This window comes from Paraburkholderia sp. GAS348, assembly GCF_050434205.1.
Taxonomy (GTDB): Bacteria; Pseudomonadota; Gammaproteobacteria; order Burkholderiales; family Burkholderiaceae; genus Paraburkholderia.
Genome location: NZ_JBNPVT010000012.1, coordinates 124718 through 142370, shown reverse-complemented (window position 1 = coordinate 142370; position 17653 = coordinate 124718). Strand labels below are relative to the sequence as shown.

The 17653-nt window shown below is 61.1% G+C and carries 15 protein-coding genes; 12 read left to right on the top strand and 3 right to left on the bottom strand.

All coding sequences use genetic code 11. The features are described from left to right. Window positions 1-10: 10 nt before the first annotated feature. The 3 genes from aceE (at window position 11) to lpdA (ending at window position 6492) form a co-directional block, all read left to right on the top strand. Window positions 11-2707 carry a pyruvate dehydrogenase (acetyl-transferring), homodimeric type gene (gene aceE, locus P3T22_RS20830; RefSeq protein WP_429325974.1) on the top strand — a complete coding sequence of 899 codons (2697 nt, stop codon included), beginning with the start codon at window positions 11-13 and terminating at the stop codon, window positions 2705-2707. An 86-nt stretch (window positions 2708-2793) separates the two neighbouring features. Further along, window positions 2794-4440, top strand: a complete 1647-nt coding sequence (gene aceF / locus P3T22_RS20825; protein WP_429325973.1) for a dihydrolipoyllysine-residue acetyltransferase — start codon at window positions 2794-2796, stop codon at window positions 4438-4440. A 273-nt stretch (window positions 4441-4713) separates the two neighbouring features. Then, the gene (gene lpdA, locus P3T22_RS20820) at window positions 4714-6492 is read left to right on the top strand and encodes a dihydrolipoyl dehydrogenase (protein ID WP_429325972.1); all 1779 of its coding nucleotides are present in this window, start codon (window positions 4714-4716) and stop codon (window positions 6490-6492) included. A gap of 317 nt (window positions 6493-6809) precedes the next feature. Here lpdA and P3T22_RS20815 read toward each other — a convergent pair whose 3' ends face one another. Next, window positions 6810-7382, bottom strand: coding sequence for a phasin family protein (locus tag P3T22_RS20815; protein WP_063496642.1), 573 nt, complete (start codon window positions 7380-7382; stop codon window positions 6810-6812). 775 nt (window positions 7383-8157) lie between these two features. Here P3T22_RS20815 and pbpG point away from each other — a divergent pair. After that, on the top strand, window positions 8158-9342 hold the full coding sequence (pbpG, locus tag P3T22_RS20810; protein ID WP_429325971.1) for a D-alanyl-D-alanine endopeptidase: 1185 nt from the start codon (window positions 8158-8160) through the stop codon (window positions 9340-9342). Between the two features lie 103 nt (window positions 9343-9445). On the opposite strand, the gene P3T22_RS20805 is transcribed toward pbpG, so the two are convergent. Beyond that, entirely contained in the window at window positions 9446-10252 is an 807-nt protein-coding gene (locus P3T22_RS20805; protein WP_063496640.1) for an IclR family transcriptional regulator, read from the bottom strand. Window positions 10253-10431: 179 nt separating this feature from the next. Here P3T22_RS20805 and P3T22_RS20800 point away from each other — a divergent pair, with 179 nt between their 5' ends. Both P3T22_RS20800 and P3T22_RS20795 read left to right on the top strand, forming a co-directional pair. Continuing rightward, on the top strand, window positions 10432-11154 hold the full coding sequence (locus P3T22_RS20800) for a (Fe-S)-binding protein (protein ID WP_063496639.1): 723 nt from the start codon (window positions 10432-10434) through the stop codon (window positions 11152-11154). A 159-nt stretch (window positions 11155-11313) separates the two neighbouring features. Next, window positions 11314-12729 carry a lactate utilization protein B gene (locus tag P3T22_RS20795; RefSeq protein WP_429325970.1) on the top strand — a complete coding sequence of 472 codons (1416 nt, stop codon included), beginning with the start codon at window positions 11314-11316 and terminating at the stop codon, window positions 12727-12729. 83 nt (window positions 12730-12812) lie between these two features. On the opposite strand, the gene P3T22_RS20790 is transcribed toward P3T22_RS20795, so the two are convergent. Beyond that, on the bottom strand, window positions 12813-13376 hold the full coding sequence (locus P3T22_RS20790; RefSeq protein ID WP_429325969.1) for a hypothetical protein: 564 nt from the start codon (window positions 13374-13376) through the stop codon (window positions 12813-12815). 269 nt (window positions 13377-13645) lie between these two features. On the opposite strand from P3T22_RS20790, the gene P3T22_RS20785 reads away from it, so the two are divergent. The 6 genes from P3T22_RS20785 to iscA all read left to right on the top strand — a co-directional run bounded on the left by P3T22_RS20785 (window position 13646) and on the right by iscA (window position 17568). Beyond that, window positions 13646-13885: a hypothetical protein gene (locus P3T22_RS20785; protein ID WP_063496636.1), complete on the top strand. Its 240-nt coding sequence runs from the start codon at window positions 13646-13648 to the stop codon at window positions 13883-13885. Between the two features lie 247 nt (window positions 13886-14132). Next, window positions 14133-14630, top strand: coding sequence for a low molecular weight protein-tyrosine-phosphatase (locus P3T22_RS20780; protein ID WP_429325968.1), 498 nt, complete (start codon window positions 14133-14135; stop codon window positions 14628-14630). A gap of 147 nt (window positions 14631-14777) precedes the next feature. Further along, complete coding sequence (gene iscR, locus P3T22_RS20775) at window positions 14778-15308, top strand: Fe-S cluster assembly transcriptional regulator IscR (protein ID WP_063496634.1); 531 nt, start codon at window positions 14778-14780, stop codon at window positions 15306-15308. 74 nt (window positions 15309-15382) lie between these two features. Then, entirely contained in the window at window positions 15383-16606 is a 1224-nt protein-coding gene (locus P3T22_RS20770; protein WP_063496633.1) for an IscS subfamily cysteine desulfurase, read from the top strand. Between the two features lie 61 nt (window positions 16607-16667). Continuing rightward, window positions 16668-17081: a Fe-S cluster assembly scaffold IscU gene (gene iscU, locus P3T22_RS20765; protein WP_429325967.1), complete on the top strand. Its 414-nt coding sequence runs from the start codon at window positions 16668-16670 to the stop codon at window positions 17079-17081. 163 nt (window positions 17082-17244) lie between these two features. Next, window positions 17245-17568, top strand: coding sequence for an iron-sulfur cluster assembly protein IscA (iscA, locus tag P3T22_RS20760; RefSeq protein WP_028199494.1), 324 nt, complete (start codon window positions 17245-17247; stop codon window positions 17566-17568). The last annotated feature ends 85 nt before the right edge of the window (window positions 17569-17653 follow it).

The window sequence follows — 17653 nt, the reverse complement described above, 5'->3', positions numbered from 1 at the left end:
GGAGACGAGCATGTCCGCTGTACCCGACGAAGTCATGAAATATGTCGCCGCCGAAAAAGACGAAGATCCCCAGGAAACCGGCGAATGGCTGGAAGCGCTGGATGGCGTGATTTCTGCTGTGGGCCCCGATCGCGCTCACTACCTGATTGAGAAACAGATCGAATTCGCCCGTGTACACGGCGAGCATCTGCCGTTCTCCGCAAACACCCCGTACATCAACACGATTCCTGTGTCGCGTCAGGCGCCGATCCCCGGCGACCAGGACCTCGAACACCGGATTCGCTCGTACACGCGCTGGAACGCCATCGCCATGGTGCTGCGCGCGGGCAAGGACACGAACGTCGGCGGCCACATCGCCTCGTTCGCGTCGGCCGCCACGCTGTACGACGTCGGCTACAACCATTTCTGGCACGCACCGTCGGCCGAACATGGCGGTGACCTCGTGTTCGTGCAGGGCCACTCGTCGCCGGGTGTGTACTCGCGCGCGTTCCTGCTCGGCCGCCTGAGCGAAAACCAGCTCGACAACTTCCGTCAGGAAGTGGGCGGCGAGGGCATCTCGTCGTATCCGCACCCGTGGCTGATGCCGGACTTCTGGCAATTCCCGACCGTCTCGATGGGCCTCGGCCCGATCATGGCGATCTATCAGGCACGCTTCATGAAGTACATGCAGGCGCGCGGCATTGCGAAGACCGAAGGCCGCAAGGTCTGGGCTTTCCTCGGCGACGGCGAAACGGATGAACCGGAATCGCTCGGCGCAATCGGCATGGCCGGCCGCGAACGCCTCGACAACCTGGTGTTCGTGATCAACTGCAACCTGCAGCGCCTCGACGGTCCGGTGCGCGGTAACGGCAAGATCATTCAGGAACTCGAAAGCGAATTCCGCGGCGCCGGCTGGAATGTCATCAAGGTCATCTGGGGCAGCCGCTGGGATGCGCTGTTCCAACGCGACAAGTCGGGCGCGCTGATGCGCCGGATGATGGAAGTCGTCGACGGCGAATATCAGACGTACAAGTCGGAGTCGGGCGCGTTCGTTCGCGAGCACTTCTTCAATACGCCGGAACTGAAGGCGCTGGTGGCCGACTGGTCCGACGAAGACGTGTGGAACCTGAACCGCGGCGGCCACGATCCGCACAAGATCTACGCAGCGTTCACCGAAGCGACAAACGCCAAGGGCCAGCCGACCGTCATTCTCGCGAAGACGATCAAGGGCTACGGCATGGGCGAAGCCGGTCAGGCGATGAACATCACCCACCAGCAGAAGAAGCTGCACGTGGACCAGCTGAAGAAATTCCGCGACCAGTTCCGCCTGCCGATCTCCGACGACGACCTCGTCCACGTGCCGTACCTCAAGTTCGAAGAAGGTTCGAAGGAACTCGAGTACATGCGTGCCCGCCGTCAGGACCTCGGTGGTTATCTGCCGGCGCGCCGTCAGAAGGCCGAGTCGCTGCCGGTGCCGGCGCTGGACGCGTTCGAGCCGTTGCTGAAGGGCACGGGCGAAGGCCGCGAGATCTCCACGACGATGGCGTTCGTGCGGATCCTCAACATCCTGCTGAAAGACAAGGCGCTCGGTAAGCGCATCGTGCCGATCGTGCCGGACGAATCGCGTACCTTCGGCATGGAAGGCCTGTTCCGCCAGATCGGTATCTGGAATCAGGAAGGCCAGAAGTACATTCCGGAAGATTCCGACCAGCTGATGTTCTATCGCGAATCGGAAACCGGTCAGATCCTGCAGGAAGGCATCAACGAAGCCGGTGGTATGTGTGACTGGATCGCAGCCGCGACGTCGTACTCGACGCACGGCGAGATCATGATCCCGTTCTACATCTTCTACTCGATGTTCGGCTTCCAGCGTATCGGCGATCTGGCATGGGCGGCGGGCGATATGCGCTCGCGCGGCTTCCTGCTGGGCGGCACCGCTGGCCGCACCACGCTGAACGGCGAAGGTTTGCAGCACGAAGACGGCCACTCGCTCCTGTGGGCCGCATCGGTGCCGAACTGCATCAGCTACGACCCGACGTTCGGCTATGAACTCGCGGTCATCATGCAGGACGGTCTGCGCCGCATGGTCGCCGACCAGGAAGACGTGTACTACTACATCACGGTGATGAACGAGAACTACGAGCACCCCGCGATTCCGCAGGGCGATGCCGTAGCGGCCGACATCATCAAGGGTATGTACTCGTTCAGGAAGGCCGACGCTGACAAGAAGGCGCCGCGCGTTCAGCTGATGGGCGCGGGCACCATCTTCAATGAAGTGATCGCCGCTGCCGATCTTCTGAAGAGCGACTGGGGCGTTGCTGCCGACCTGTGGAGCGTGCCGAGCTTCACCGAACTGGCTCGCGAAGGTCACGAAGTGCAGCGCTGGAACCTGCTGCACCCGACCGAAGAGAAGAAGCTCTCGCACGTCGAGAAGTTGCTGAAGGACGCGCAAGGTCCGGTCATCGCATCGACCGACTACGTGCGCGCGCTGACCGAGCAGATCCGCGCGTTCGTGCCGCAGAAGTTCGTCGTGCTGGGCACGGATGGCTATGGCCGTTCGGACACGCGTGAAAAGCTGCGTCACTTCTTCGAGGTCGACCGCTACTGGGTCACGGTTGCCGCGTTGAATGCACTGGCAGATGAAGGCACGATCGAGCGCAAGGTCGTCGCCGAGGCGCTCAAGAAGTACAACCTTGATCCCGCCAAACCCAACCCGATGACCGTCTAAGGCATCATTCCCCGTGTGCCACGGCGTGCGCGCCTGCCCCTGATCGACAGGAGCAGGCGGCGTGCGCGGCCCAGGAGACACTAACAATGAGTCAAGCGATCGAAATCAAGGTGCCGGACATCGGCGATTACAAGGACATCCCTGTGATCGAGGTGCTGGTGAAGGCGGGTGATACCGTCGAGAAAGAGCAATCGCTCGTCACGCTGGAATCCGACAAGGCGACCATGGACGTGCCGAGCTCGGCCGCCGGTGTCGTCAAGGAAGTGAAGGTGAAGGTGGGCGACAACGTGTCGGAAGGCTCGCTGATCGTCGTGCTGGACGGCGCTGCAGGCGGTGCCGCTGCAGCGCCCGCTCCGGCACCTGCCGCCGCACCGGCTCCCGCGCCGGCCCCGGCCGCTGCGCCGGCTGCAAGCGGTGGTGGTCTGCAAGAAGTCAAAGTGCCGGATATCGGCGACTACAAAGACATTCCCGTGATCGAAGTCGCGGTGAAGGTCGGCGATCGCGTCGAGAAAGAGCAGTCGCTGGTGACGCTCGAATCCGACAAGGCGACCATGGACGTGCCGAGCTCGGCCGCCGGCATCGTCAAGGAATTGAAGGTCAAGGTGGGCGATACCGTGTCGGAAGGCTCGGTGATCGTCGTGGTGGAAACTGAAGGCGGTGCTGCTGCGCAGGCTCCGGCGCCTGCGGCAAAACCGGCAGCGCTCGAGAAGCCGTCGGACGCGCCGGCAACGCCATCGCCCGCTCCGGCTTCGCCGTCCGCGCTTGCACAGGCGCCGGTGATTCCGGCTGGCGAAGGCGGTGCTCGCCATGCGAGCCACGCTTCACCGTCCGTGCGCAAGTTCGCGCGCGAACTCGGTGTCGATGTGGCGCAAGTGCAGGGCACGGGTCCGAAGGGCCGTATTACGCAAGCGGACGTGACCGGCTTCATCAAGGGTGTGATGACGGGCCAGCGTGCTGCGCCGGCCGGCGCTGCCGCACCGGCAGCTGCGGGTGGCGGCGAGTTGAATCTGCTGCCGTGGCCGAAGGTCGACTTCACCAAGTTCGGCCCGGTCGATCCGAAGCCGCTGTCGCGCATCAAGAAGATCTCGGGCGCGAATCTGCATCGCAACTGGGTCATGATTCCGCACGTCACGAACAACGACGAAGCGGACATCACCGATCTCGAAGCGCTGCGCGTGCAGTTGAACAAGGAAAACGAAAAGGCCGGCGTGAAGATCACGATGCTGGCGTTCGTGATCAAGGCGGTGGTTGCCGCTTTGAAGCAGTTCCCGACGTTCAATGCCAGCCTCGATGGCGATAACCTCGTGTTCAAGCAGTACTACCACATTGGTTTTGCTGCCGATACGCCGAATGGTCTGGTTGTTCCGGTGATTCGCGATGCGGACAAGAAGGGTTTGATCGATATCGCGAAGGAAATGGCCGAGCTTTCGAAGGCTGCGCGTGATGGCAAGCTGAAGCCGGATCAGATGCAAGGTGGTTGCTTCTCGATTTCTTCCCTGGGCGGGATTGGCGGGACTCACTTTACGCCGATTATCAATGCGCCTGAAGTCGCAATTCTCGGGTTGTCGCGTGGCGCGATGAAGCCGGTTTGGGATGGTAAGCAATTCGTTCCGCGTTTGATTCTGCCGCTGTCGTTGTCGTATGACCATCGGGTGATTGATGGTGCCGCGGCGGCGCGGTTCAATGCGTATCTGGGTGCGATTCTTGCCGATTTTCGGCGTGTGATTCTTTGATCTGGTGATGGCGTTGCGCGGGGCGCGGGTTTTGTTTGTTTTTTGTCTGTTATCCGCGCCCTTCTGTAGAACCTGCTTTCTTAGTGGTCTATTAGCGTCGCCCCTGTGCGGGGCGGCACCTACTTTTCTTTGTCTTCCAAAGAAAAGTAGGCAAAAGAAAGGCGCGTCCTTGGGCGGACGGCAAAGGATGATTCTGTCCAGGGCGTTGCCAGCTTTTAGGCTGTTTTTTTCGGGTTCTTCACCTCATCACGATCAATAAGAGAAGGGGACACTATGAGTCTCGTCGAAGTAAAAGTGCCGGATATCGGTGACTTCAAGGACGTCGATGTCGTCGAAGTCAATATCAAACCGGGCGATGTCATCGAGAACGAACAGGCGCTGATGACGCTCGAGTCCGATAAGGCCTCCATCGAAGTGCCAAGCGATACTGCCGGCACCGTCAAGGAAGTGCGCGTCAAAGCCGGCGACAAAGTCTCGCAAGGCACAGTCATCGCGCTAGTCGAGTCGTCGGCGGACGCGGCGCCCGCTAAAGAGGCACCGAAGGCCCCGGCCAAAGAACCTGAGAAAGCGCCGGCGCAAGCCGCTGCTGCACCGAAAGCTGCCGCGCCCGCTCCGCAAGCCGGCAGCTTCTCCGGCAACGCGGATATCGAGTGCGACATGCTCGTGCTCGGTTCAGGCCCCGGCGGTTACTCGGCCGCGTTCCGCTCGGCCGATCTCGGCATGAAGACGGTGCTCGTCGAACGTTATTCCACGCTCGGCGGTGTCTGTCTGAACGTCGGCTGTATTCCGTCGAAGGCGCTGTTGCACACGGCCCTTGTTATCGACGAAGCAGAAGCGCTCGGCGCACATGGCATTACGTTCGGCAAGCCGCAAATCGATCTCGACAAGCTGCGCGACTTCAAGTCGGGCGTCGTCAAGAAGCTCACCGGCGGTCTCGCCGGCATGGCCAAGATGCGCAAGGTCGAAGTCGTGACGGGAACCGGCTCGTTCGTCGATCCGCATCACATGGAAGTGCAGACCGAAGGCGGCAAGAAGGTCGTCAGGTTCAAGCAGGCAATCATCGCCGCAGGCTCGGAAGCGGTGAAGCTGCCGTTCATTCCGGAAGATCCGCGGGTGGTCGATTCGACCGGCGCGCTCGAACTGCGTCAGATTCCGCAACGCATGCTGGTGATCGGCGGCGGCATCATCGGGCTCGAAATGGCAACGGTCTACGCCACGCTCGGCGCACAGATCGATGTGGTCGAAATGCTCGACGGCCTGATGGCCGGCGCGGATCGCGATCTCGTCAAGGTCTGGGAGAAGTACAACAGCAAGCGTTTTGCCAACGTCATGCTGAAGACCAAAACCACTGGGGCCGAAGCGAAAGACGATGGCATCTACGTGTCGTTCGAAGGCGAAAAGGCCCCCGCCGAAGCGCAACGCTATGACCTCGTGCTGGTCGCCGTCGGCCGTACGCCGAATGGCAAGAAGATTGGCGCGGACAAGGCAGGCGTCGCGGTAACGGATCGCGGCTTCATCGACGTCGACAAGCAGATGCGCACCAACGTGCCGCACATCTTCGCGATCGGCGATATCGTCGGTCAGCCGATGCTCGCGCACAAAGCCGTGCACGAAGCTCACGTCGCCGCTGAAGTGGCGCACGGCGAGAAGGCGTACTTCGATGCGCTGCAGATTCCGTCGGTGGCCTACACCGATCCGGAAGTGGCTTGGGCCGGCAAGACGGAAGATCAGCTGAAGGCCGAAGGCATCAAGTACGGCAAGGCGGTGTTCCCGTGGGCCGCTTCGGGCCGCGCGATCGCCAACGGCCGCGACGAAGGTTTCACCAAGCTGCTGTTCGACGAAGAAACGCATCGCGTGATCGGCGGCGGGATTGTCGGTTTGAACGCCGGCGACCTGATCAGCGAAGTGTGCCTCGCGATCGAAATGGGGGCGGACGCTACGGATATCGGTAAGACGATTCACCCGCACCCGACGCTCGGCGAGTCGATCGGGATGGCCGCCGAGTTGTACGAAGGCGTCTGCACCGACCTGCCGCCGCAGAAAAAGAAGTAATGCGGAAGGACCGCTCGCACCTGAGCGGTCCTTAAAGGCAGGCATAAAAAAATGGCGCATCCTGTAAAGGGATGCGCCATTTTTTTACGGCACGCAGCGTGGAGCATTTTCCGGCTGGGACATTGAACCCGCGTAAAACACACAGGAAACCGCGGGAAAAAAATCCCGGCTTTCGCCGGGCAAACGATACGCTGTTCAACGTATCGGAGCGTTCGGCCGTGCAGCGCGGCGTATAAGGGCTACGCACCGCCACCCGGCACCGTTGCTTTCGATACTGCCGGCTTTTGCCTGGCGGCAGGCCGGCTTGTTGTTGAATCTTAAACCGTCTTCTTTGCCGAGCGCGATGCTTGTGCAGCGGCTTGCGATGCTGCCTTCGATGCGGCCGTTGCGGCTGCATTGAAGTTGCTTTCAGCGATCTCGACAGCTTGCTTGGTCGCCTTGTGGACCGTTTCGTACGTGGTGTTGGCGGCGGTGATAGCCGACTTCATCACGGCGACAGCGGTTTCCGAGCCGGCCGGGGCATTCTTTGCAACATTTTCGACGAGCGCCTGGACCTTGCGGTTTTGCTCTTCGAATTGGGCTTCCGCGACGCGGGTGAATTCACCTTGCGTTGCCGAAACGATCTCATACACGTGACGGCCATACGACAGCGCCTTTTCAGCCACCGGCTGTGCGAGGCTTGCCTGCAGCGCCAGCAATTCCTGCGCGTCCTTCACCGACAGCGCGCGTTGGGCGTTTTCCTGACTTTCCGCGAGCGTCGATTTGACGACTTGCAGGTTCAGCTCAACCAGCTTTTCGACGCCTTCAAATGCTTTGGTCGTCAGGCCGAACAACGTTTCAAAGTTGGCTTTCTGGGCTGCGGCGAATTGCTCAGGGGTCAGCAGAGTCATGGTTTACGCTCCTGGATTGCGGCCTGTCTGTGCGGACCGCATTGGGTTAGTGGCAAGACGATTCAGGATCGTCTCCCCGGACCGCGATGTTTTGTGCATCGCAGCAATGGTTCCCATTCTAGGATGGTCACAACGAATGTCAAGCGCTTTTTGTGCGTCGCACAATATCGATAAATTACTGATAAAACAGTACGTTATACGGCAGGCATGACACTCGTGTGACGCAAGTTAATTTGTCCGTTGCACTGTGCTGGTGCGGGAGGAATCGGTACGTGTTACCGATTTCAAGGCCGATTTTGACCGCAAGGCGAGGGCGGCGCTGGTGCGAAGAAAGCAACAATGTGTTTGACAAAAAATCCATCAATTGGCCATCCCGATGTAAACCAGAAAGTGTCACGGAACGTTAATGCTCTATACCGGTCGAATGCGCGTTGGCGGTCTCCAGCAGGTGTTTAACAGCCTGCGGCGAAGCCCTGCAACGTTCCGGTGCGTCGGCAAGGCTTTACATGCCTGCGCTCTAACCGTATTTCCCCTGATCAAGGTTGTCTCGAAATTGCCGTTATGCTGAAAGAATCCCCTCGATTCTGGCGGTACAGGCGAGGCGAAGCGCGCGGGCGATCGTTTTTTTCGATCGAAGCGCGGCACTTATTTGTTTTTTTTTGCGATCGGAGCTTACAAGCCGGTTTAAGGAGCGCCCATAAGTGCTTCAAATTGCTAATTTTTCGTTGTTTTACTACACTTGCGGAAACCTCTCGCCGCTCCCTACCGAACACCCATGAAAACCGACATGTTTTCGTCGCTAAAAGCGATCCACGGCGCGGCGCGCAGCACCGCTCTGTCGGTGGCCGCCTCCATGGTCATCGCAGCGGCGTTCGCCACACCTGTCAGCGCTTTTGCTGACACGCCCGCCACCCCGGCACAAACCTCCAAACACGCGAAAGCAGCCAAAAAGCCCGCCGCGGCCACCGCCGACAAAGTGTCGGGCAAGAAGGCCGCCAACGGCGCCGCTGCGAACACCGCGGCCGCCGCAGGTGACGACGCACCGCGCGCGAGTGTCAAACGCAAGCGCGTGACGTACTCGTTGAACGGCCGCCACCACTCGGTGGTGCGCCGCGTCGCCTACGAGCCGCGTCAGCCTAGCGTCGGCCAGGCTTTCGGTCTGCACGAAACGCCGGACGCGCTGATGCTGCGTTCAAGCGTTGCCTACGTGATCGACCAGAACACGGGCGAATCGCTGTTCGACAAGAATTCGCGCGCCGTGGTGCCCATCGCGTCGATTACCAAGCTGATGACCGCGATGGTGGTGCTCGACTCGAAAGAGCCGATGACCGACCAGATCGAAGTCACCGACGAAGACCGCGATTACGAAAAGAACACCGGCTCGCGTCTGTCGGTGGGTTCGGTGCTCTCGCGTGAAGACATGCTGCACATCGCGCTGATGGCCTCGGAGAACCGCGCGGCCGCGTCGCTGTCGCGTTATTTCCCGGGCGGCCGTCCGGCGTTCCTCGCGGCCATGAACGCGAAGGCCAAACAACTCGGCATGACCGACACGCACTTTGAAAACCCTACGGGTTTGACGAGCCAGAACGTGTCGAGCGCGCGTGACCTCGTGAAGATGGTCAATGCGGCGTATCAGTATCCACTGATCCGCAAGTTCTCGACCGATCACAGCTACGAGGTGTACACGGGCAAGCGTTCGCTGGCTTACAACAGCACGAATGCGCTGGTGCGCAACCCGACGTGGGACATCGGTCTGCAAAAGACCGGTTTCATCAACGAAGCGGGCGAGTGCCTCGTGATGCAGGCAACCATTCACGGCCGTCCGATGATCATGGTGCTACTCGACTCGTCGGGTAAGTACTCGCGCTTTGCGGATGCAACGCGTCTGCGCACATGGCTCGACAATGGTGGCGATCAGCCGCGCATTACCAGCGCGGATGCCAGCGGCCCGGGCACCTGAAGTTGCCTTGACATGCTCGAGTGGCCGGTTTTCGGACCGGCCAGAAAAAAGGCCTCGCAAATTGCGAGGCCTTTTTATTGAGCCGGAGGAGGGCGGCGGCCGGCTAGGCGTGCTGGGAATGCGCATGCTCCTGCGGTGTCTGCGGGCGATAACCAAGCGATTCGGAAATCAACAGGGCCGTTTGGCTGAGCTGCCCGAGCCATGAGTCCTGCAAACGATCCGCTGGGGCGGACAGCGACAGGCCCGCAACCAGCTTGCCGGTGTCGTCGTAAATCCCCGCTGCAATGCAGCGCACGCCCAGTTCCAGCTCTTCGTTATCGCGCGCGCACGCCTGTTGGCGCACGTGCGACAGTTCGCGTTCGAGTTTGGTCAGATCGGTGATGCTGTTCTGCGTGTGACCGGACAGGCCGGTGCGCGTGGCGTACGCCCGCACGCGGGTCGATTCGTCTGCGGCGAGGAAGAGCTTGCCCACCGAGGTCAGATGCAGCGGCGCGCGCCCACCGATCGCTCGCACCACCTGCATGCCGGAGCGCTCGGAATAGGCGCGCTCTATATAGACGATCTCGTCGCCCTGACGCACCGACAGATTCACTGTCTGCCCGGTTTGACGGTGCAGCTCGCGCATCGGCGTGAGCGCCGCGTCGCGTACCGACAGCCGCGCCTTCACCAGATTGCCCAGTTCGAGCAGGCGCATACCGAGACGGTAGGTGCCGGGATCCGACCGGTCGACCAGCCGGCACATCACCATATCGTTCAGGATGCGGTGCGCGGTGGACGGGTGCAGCTCCGTGCGGATGGCGAGTTCTTTCAGGCTGACCGGGTCGCTATGCGCAGCGAGTGCATCGAGCAGGCGCATCATGCGTTCGATCACCTGGATCGAAGTTTTGGGATCCGGGTTCGTATCGCTCATGGGAGGAATCGGTTGGCGCGTCAAACAGCGGAAATTGATTGTATCCCGTATTGTGAAAAGAAGGGAAGCGCTTGGATGCGCTATTCCAATTTTACGTGGCGTTCGTCCTATGCCTTCTGGCCGTTGGTATTGTGCCGCAAACAGCGGATAATCAGGCACGTTTTCCCGAAGGAGGGCTCATGCGAGTCGGATTGTTCGTTACCTGCCTGATCGATCTGATGCGTCCGGAGATCGGTTTTTCGGTTATCAAGCTGATCGAAGGCGCCGGTTTCGAGGTCGTGGTGCCGCCCGCGCAAACCTGTTGCGGGCAACCCGCGTACAACTCGGGCGAGCGGCGCATCGCGCGCGACCTGGCCGAGAAAACCTTGCGCGAGTTCGAACAGTTCGACTACGTCGTGGTGCCGTCCGGTTCCTGCGGCGGCATGATCCGTGCGCATTACGGCGACCTGTTTGCGGACGATCCGGAACTGATGAACCGCTTTGGCCGGCTGCGGGCCAAAGTGTTCGAACTGACCGATTTCCTCGTCAATGTGGCCAAGGTGCAATTGCAGCCAGGTGAGTTCGCGGGCCAGGTGACTTATCACGATTCCTGTTCGGGGCTGCGCGAACTCGGCGTCAAGGCGCAGCCGCGCGCCTTGCTGGCGCAGGTCGGTGTGGCGGTGACAGAAATGAAGGATTGCGAGCACTGCTGCGGCTTTGGCGGCACCTTCGCGATCAAGTACGGCGACATCTCGACGGCGATCGTCGACGAGAAATGCGCGAATATCGGCGCGAGCGGCGCCGGCACGGTGGTGCTTGGCGACCTCGGCTGCATGCTCAATATCGAAGGCCGCTTGCGGCGCACTGGCGATACCACCACACGCGTGCTGCACATCGCCCAGGTGCTGGCCGGCGACGCTTAATAAAGTCGCTGCAGCGCCCAAAACCGGCGTGCTTGAGTCGGCGCACTCCATTCGCGCGCTTCACCCGTACGCTTCGCTCGCATTTCGCTTGCATTTCGCTTGCACATTTCAACTGCGCATTTCGCTCGCCCATTTCTCTCGAATACGCCCAAGGCCGCCATGCAAGTCCAATCGATGCATTTCAAGGCCCGCGCGGGCCAGAAACTCGCCGACCAGCGTCTGCAACAGAACCTCACCAAGCTGTCGACCAAGTTCGTGTCGGCCCGTGCCGCGGCCATGACCGCGATCGATTTTCCCGCCACCCGGGCCGCGCTGAAGGAGCGCCGCAATCGGGCGCTGGACAATCTCGACGTCTGGCTCGAGACCTTCGAACGTGAAGCGAGCCGGCGCGGCGTCACGGTCCTGTTCGCCGAGACGACGCAGGAGGCCGCGCGCCTCGTCGGCGATATCGCGCGCCGGCACGAGGTGAAGAAGGTGATCAAGACCAAGTCGATGGTCACCGAGGAAATGCGTCTGAACGAGGTGCTCGGGCAGATGGGCGTGCAATCGATCGAAACCGATCTGGGCGAATACATTCTGCAGATCAACGACAACGAGCCGCCCAGCCACATCATCGCGCCGGTCGTCCATAAAGATAAGGACGAGATCGCCGACCTCTTCGCGAAAACGCATGGCCGGCCGCGTCTGACCGAAATCGCCGACATGACCCGCGAAGCGCGCGAGATGCTGCGCCCGCACTTCATGACCGCGGACATGGGGGTGACCGGCGGCAACTTCGTGGTGGCGGAGACGGGTTCGGTTGTGCTTGTCACGAACGAGGGTAACGAGGGCATGTGCACGGTGATGCCACGCGTGCACGTAGCTGTGACCGGCATCGAGAAAGTGTTGCCTACGCTGGAAGATCTGGCGACGGCGATGCGTCTTTTGCCTCGCTCGGCCACCGGCCAGGCGACCTCGAACTATTTCTCCGTGCTGACCGGGCCGCGCGGCACGGGCGATCAGGACGGACCCGAGCATATGTATGTGGTGCTGGTCGACGGTGGGCGCACGGGGCTGATCGGCGGTGACTTTCAGGAAATGCTGCGCTGTATCCGTTGCGGCGCTTGCATGAATCATTGCCCGGTGTATCAGAAGGTGGGTGGTCATGCCTACGGCTGGGTTTATCCGGGTCCGATGGGATCGGTGCTGACGCCGAGCTACGTTGGGATCGACAAAGCGCTGGATCTGCCTCAGGCGGCGACTTTGTGCGGCGAGTGCAACAGCGTATGTCCGGTGGGCATTCCCTTGTCCGATCTGCTGCGCAAGCTGCGCGAAAAGCAGGTCGAACGGCACCTGCGGCCGTGGCGCGAACGAATGGGGCTCGCGGTGTGGGGTTTCCTCGCGCTGCACCCGGATGTTTATGCGCTCCTCACCAAGCTGGCGGTTCGCGTGCTGGAGCGAATGGGCGGGCGAAATCGTTCTATTGCGAGGCTGCCGCTAGGCGGCGCGGGCTGGACCAATACGCGCGATATGCCGGCTCCGGTTGGCCGTACGTTCAGAGAACTGTACGCCGCGCAACGCAGCCATATTGGCTGAGCGAGCGGCGCTGTCGTTCTATTTGCACGGCTGCTGGAAGGTGGCGCGAGACGGCGCCTACGCCTGTCCCCTTCCTTACCCGATCAATGATCTGTTATCCCTGGCTGGCGGCTGTAAGTGCCTCTGGCCGGCGCATTGCCTCCATTGCCGCGTCCACCGCCGTTGCCCGCTTGCTGTGGCGGCGGGGGCGGCGGGCTGCCTGCCCCCGGTCGTGGCGCATTGGACCCACTCGGTCCCCTCGGCCCGCCAACTGCGCCTTGAGGCGGCGGTCCTCCGTGCGGGCCGCCGCCGTTCGGCTGACCACGCCAGCCGCCGTTATCTCCGCGGTTTCCGTTGTTTCCATCGTTGCCATTATTCGGCCGTCCGCGATCCGGGTAACCCGGGTAGCCCCGATAACCCGGCCCCGGCCCGTAATAGCGGCCCGGCCCGTCGTAGTAACCCGGGCCCGGATAATTGCTGTAGCCCATATAGACGTTGGTTTGCGGCACGACCGGCACGCCGGTGGCATAGCCGTCGTACCCGTCATAGCCGCTGTAACCGTCGCCATAGCCGTTGCCGACCATCGGCGTGCCGTCCGGATAGACCGCGCAGCCGCCTAGCAAGGCAACAGCGAGCGTCAGGCCGGCAAGTGGAGCAATACGTTTCATTTGGAGGATCAGTGCGAAGATTTCGTGTCTGTAAGACAGCCATTATCGCCAACTGTCGCGCCCGTTTTGTATGTGTTTGTAAGGATTTCTTTTTCATGCCACGACGCAGGCCAACGTCGTGCGCGGCAAACCCGTCGATGCACTGTTCCATTCAGTGCAACGCTGTATCTCGCGCCCGTGGGTTTTTGCCGATTGTGGATTCCTATAGCATTTCGACTGGGCATAGTGGATCACGAGTTCACGAGCCCCTAATCGGAAGAAACAACATCATGAAAAAGACAATATCGGTGTACTGGCCCCTCGCTATCGTTGTGCCCCTTGCTGCGGCAGGCTATTTGCACATTTGCGGCGACGCTGCTTCGCGTGCCTCGCAAGCCCCGCTCGCTGCTGATCGATTGACGGCGGAACTGGCGCGCGCCGTCTCGTACGGCATGGTCGACAATGCGGCGAAGTTGCCGGCCAAACCGATGCGCGCCGTGACGGTAATGCCGCTGGCGGAAGCATCCTGAACGCGGCGGGGTTGGACGGTGCGTCGGGATGCCATCGCCTCGGTCGCTGCCGAACCGGCAGTGGGTTGGAGCGCGGCGGCGTCTGTGACCGAACCTGGCCCTCGCCGGCGCGGCGCGGCGTCCATGGCCGAATTCGGACGCCGGCAGAACGTGCCCAGCCTCCGGCGTGATTTGGTGCAGCTTTGTATAATCGCGGCACCGTTGCCTAACTGTCCATCCGCGGGCGTTTAGCGTCCGAAAGCCTCTGATGAAAACCGTGTCCGTCTGCTTCGTCTGCCTGGGGAACATTTGCCGTTCGCCGACCGCGGAAGGCGTGATGCGCCGACTGGTCGGCGAGGCGAAGCTTGCGGAACTCATTCTGGTCGATTCCGCGGGCACGGGAGACTGGCACATCGGCCAGCCGCCTGACGAGCGCGCGCAACGTGCGGCCAGCCGGCGAGGGTATGAGCTTGCCGCCTTGCGTGGACGTCAGATCGCGGCGGCCGACTTCGAGCGCTTCGACCTGCTGATCGCGATGGACGACAAAAACGTCGCCGCACTGCGCCAGGCTTGTCCGGCGGAGCAGCGTGACAAAATCCGCATGCTAATGGAGTTCGTCCCTGAGGCGGATGGCCGCTGGGGTGGCGCTCGCGAAGTCGCCGACCCCTATTTCGGCGGCGCAGAAGGGTTCGAGCAAGTGCTGGATCAATGCGAAGCGGCCTGCCACGGGCTGATCGCAGTGTTGCGCCCCCAACTGCTTGCGTAAGTCGGGTGGTCATCGGCGAACGTTTTTCGTCGACCGCCTTATCCAGTAATTAAGCAAATGACCCAAATCGCGATAGGGATACTTGACTAATTCACTCATGTATTTATACTTGACCAAACTTGTCGAGAATTGCGGTTCCCACACCATATGAGACTCACCACGAAAGGCCGTTTCGCCGTCACGGCGATGATTGACCTGGCACTGCGCCAGGAGCAGGGCCCGGTGACGCTTGCGGGTATCAGCCAGCGCCAGCATATTTCCCTGTCTTATCTCGAGCAGCTGTTTGGCAAGCTGCGTCGTCACGAAATCGTCGAGTCCGTGCGCGGACCGGGCGGCGGCTACAATCTGGCCCGCCGCGCTGAAGACGTGACCGTCGCCGACATCATCATCGCTGTCGACGAGCCGCTCGACGCCACCCAGTGCGGCGGCAAGGGCTCGTGCGAGGGCACCAAGCAGCACGACGGCCACTGCATGACGCACGAATTGTGGTCGACGCTGAACCAGAAAATGGTCGAGTACCTGGATTCGGTCTCCCTGAAAGATCTGGTCGATCAGCAGCGTTCGCGCGAAGGTGCGCCGGCGGTCTTGCGTGACCGGCGCAGCGAGGCGCCGGCGGTCGAACCCGCCCGCGTCGTGCCGAAAGGTCCTAATTCTGTTTTCAACATGGCCGGTTCCTAGGCGCGGCAATCTGAACGCACCGCAGCCTGATCAGGAACCCAGAAGCCAGAGTAATGACGTCCCCGGAGCAATTGATGAACAACGACACTCTCCACCTGCCCATTTACATGGACTACAGCGCGACGACCCCGGTCGATCCGCGCGTGGTGGACAAAATGATTCCGTACTTGCGCGAGCAGTTCGGCAACCCCGCATCGCGTAGCCACGCGTATGGCTGGGACGCGGAGCGTGCGGTCGAAGAGGCGCGCGAAAACGTCGCTGCGCTGGTGAATGCCGACCCGCGCGAAATCATCTGGACGTCAGGTGCAACGGAATCGGACAACCTCGCGATCAAGGGCGCCGCGCACTTCTATAAGAGCCGTGGCAAGCACGTCATCACGGTGAAAACCGAGCACAAGGCTGTGCTCGATACCTGCCGCGAACTCGAACGCGAAGGCTTTGACGTCACGTATCTGGACGTGAAGGACGACGGTCTGATCGACCTCGAGAAGTTCAAGGCCGCGCTGCGCCCGGATACGATTCTGGTCTCGGTCATGTCGGTGAACAACGAGATCGGCGTGGTCCAGGACATCGAGGCGATCGGCGAGATCACCCGTGAAAAGGGCATCATTTTCCACGTCGACGCGGCGCAAGCCACCGGCAAGGTCGAGATCGATCTGCAAAAGCTGAAGGTCGACCTGATGTCGTTCTCGGCGCACAAGACCTATGGCCCGAAAGGCATCGGCGCGCTGTACGTGCGCCGCAAGCCGCGTATCCGTATCGAAGCGCAGATGCACGGCGGCGGTCACGAGCGCGGCATGCGTTCGGGCACGCTGCCTACGCACCAGATCGTCGGTATGGGCGAGGCGTTCCGTATCGCTCGCGAAGAAATGGCGACCGAAAACGAACGCATCCGCATGTTGCGTGACCGTCTGCTGCGCGGCCTGTCGGACATTGAAGAAGTGTATGTGAACGGCGACATGGAACAGCGTGTGCCGCACAACCTGAACATCAGCTTCAACTTCGTCGAAGGCGAGTCGCTGATCATGGCTGTGAAGGATGTGGCGGTGTCGTCGGGTTCGGCATGCACGTCGGCTTCGCTGGAGCCGTCGTACGTGTTGCGCGCACTGGGCCGTAACGACGAACTGGCGCACAGCTCGATTCGCTTTACAGTCGGCCGTTTTACGACCGAGCAGGACGTCGATTACGTGATCAACCTGCTGAAGACCAAAATTTCGAAGCTGCGCGATCTGTCGCCGCTTTGGGAAATGCACAAGGACGGGATCGACATTTCGACGATCCAGTGGGCCGCGCACTGACGCGCCACTTAGCGTCGCGTAACGTATAGAACGCAGGTTGAAACGAAACTAGGAGTTAATCATGTCTTACAGCGCAAAGGTTCTGGACCACTACGAAAACCCGCGCAACGTCGGTTCCTTCTCGAAGGACGACGATGCAGTCGGCACTGGCATGGTCGGCGCACCGGCATGCGGCGATGTGATGAAGCTGCAGATCCGCGTGGGCGCGGACGGCATCATTGAGGACGCAAAGTTCAAGACGTATGGCTGCGGTTCGGCGATCGCGTCGAGCTCGCTCGTCACCGAATGGGTGAAGGGCAAGACGCTCGATCAGGCAATGTCGATCAAGAACACGCAGATCGCCGAAGAACTGGCGCTGCCGCCGGTGAAGATCCACTGCTCGATCCTCGCGGAAGACGCGATCAAGGCAGCGGTCGCCGATTACAAGCAACGTCACGGTGAAGCGGTCGTCGAAGGCGACACGCAACACGCGTAAGCGGCAGTCGAGCGCGTGGTTGAGTGCGCTCATTTGAGTGACTCGAAGCAGGCGGTGCGAGTAGAAGCGCACGTCCGGCATGAGCGATATTTGATGCAGGCAGGGTAGCAGCGTGTCAGTAGGCATAGGAATGCCGAACGCGCGCGGCGCAATGAGAAACGCTATGGCAATTACGTTGACCGAAAAGGCAGCACAGCACGTCCAGAAGTATCTGACTCGCCGCGGCAAGGGTGTCGGGCTGCGCGTAGGCGTGCGCACCACGGGTTGCTCGGGTTTGGCCTACAAGCTCGAGTACGTGGATGAACTCGCGCCCGAAGACGAAGTGTTCGACTGCAACGGCGTGAAGATCATTGTCGACCCGAAGAGCCTCGCCTATATCGACGGCACCGAACTCGACTTCGCACGCGAAGGGTTGAATGAAGGCTTCAAGTTCAACAACCCGAACGTGAAGGACGAGTGCGGTTGCGGCGAATCGTTCCGCGTGTAAATCGGCTCATTCCGCGTGCGGCGGATCAAAGGCGGCGCGGGCCGCCTTTTTAGTTTCATCCGCGCATCGGCTTGCTGCTTTTCGG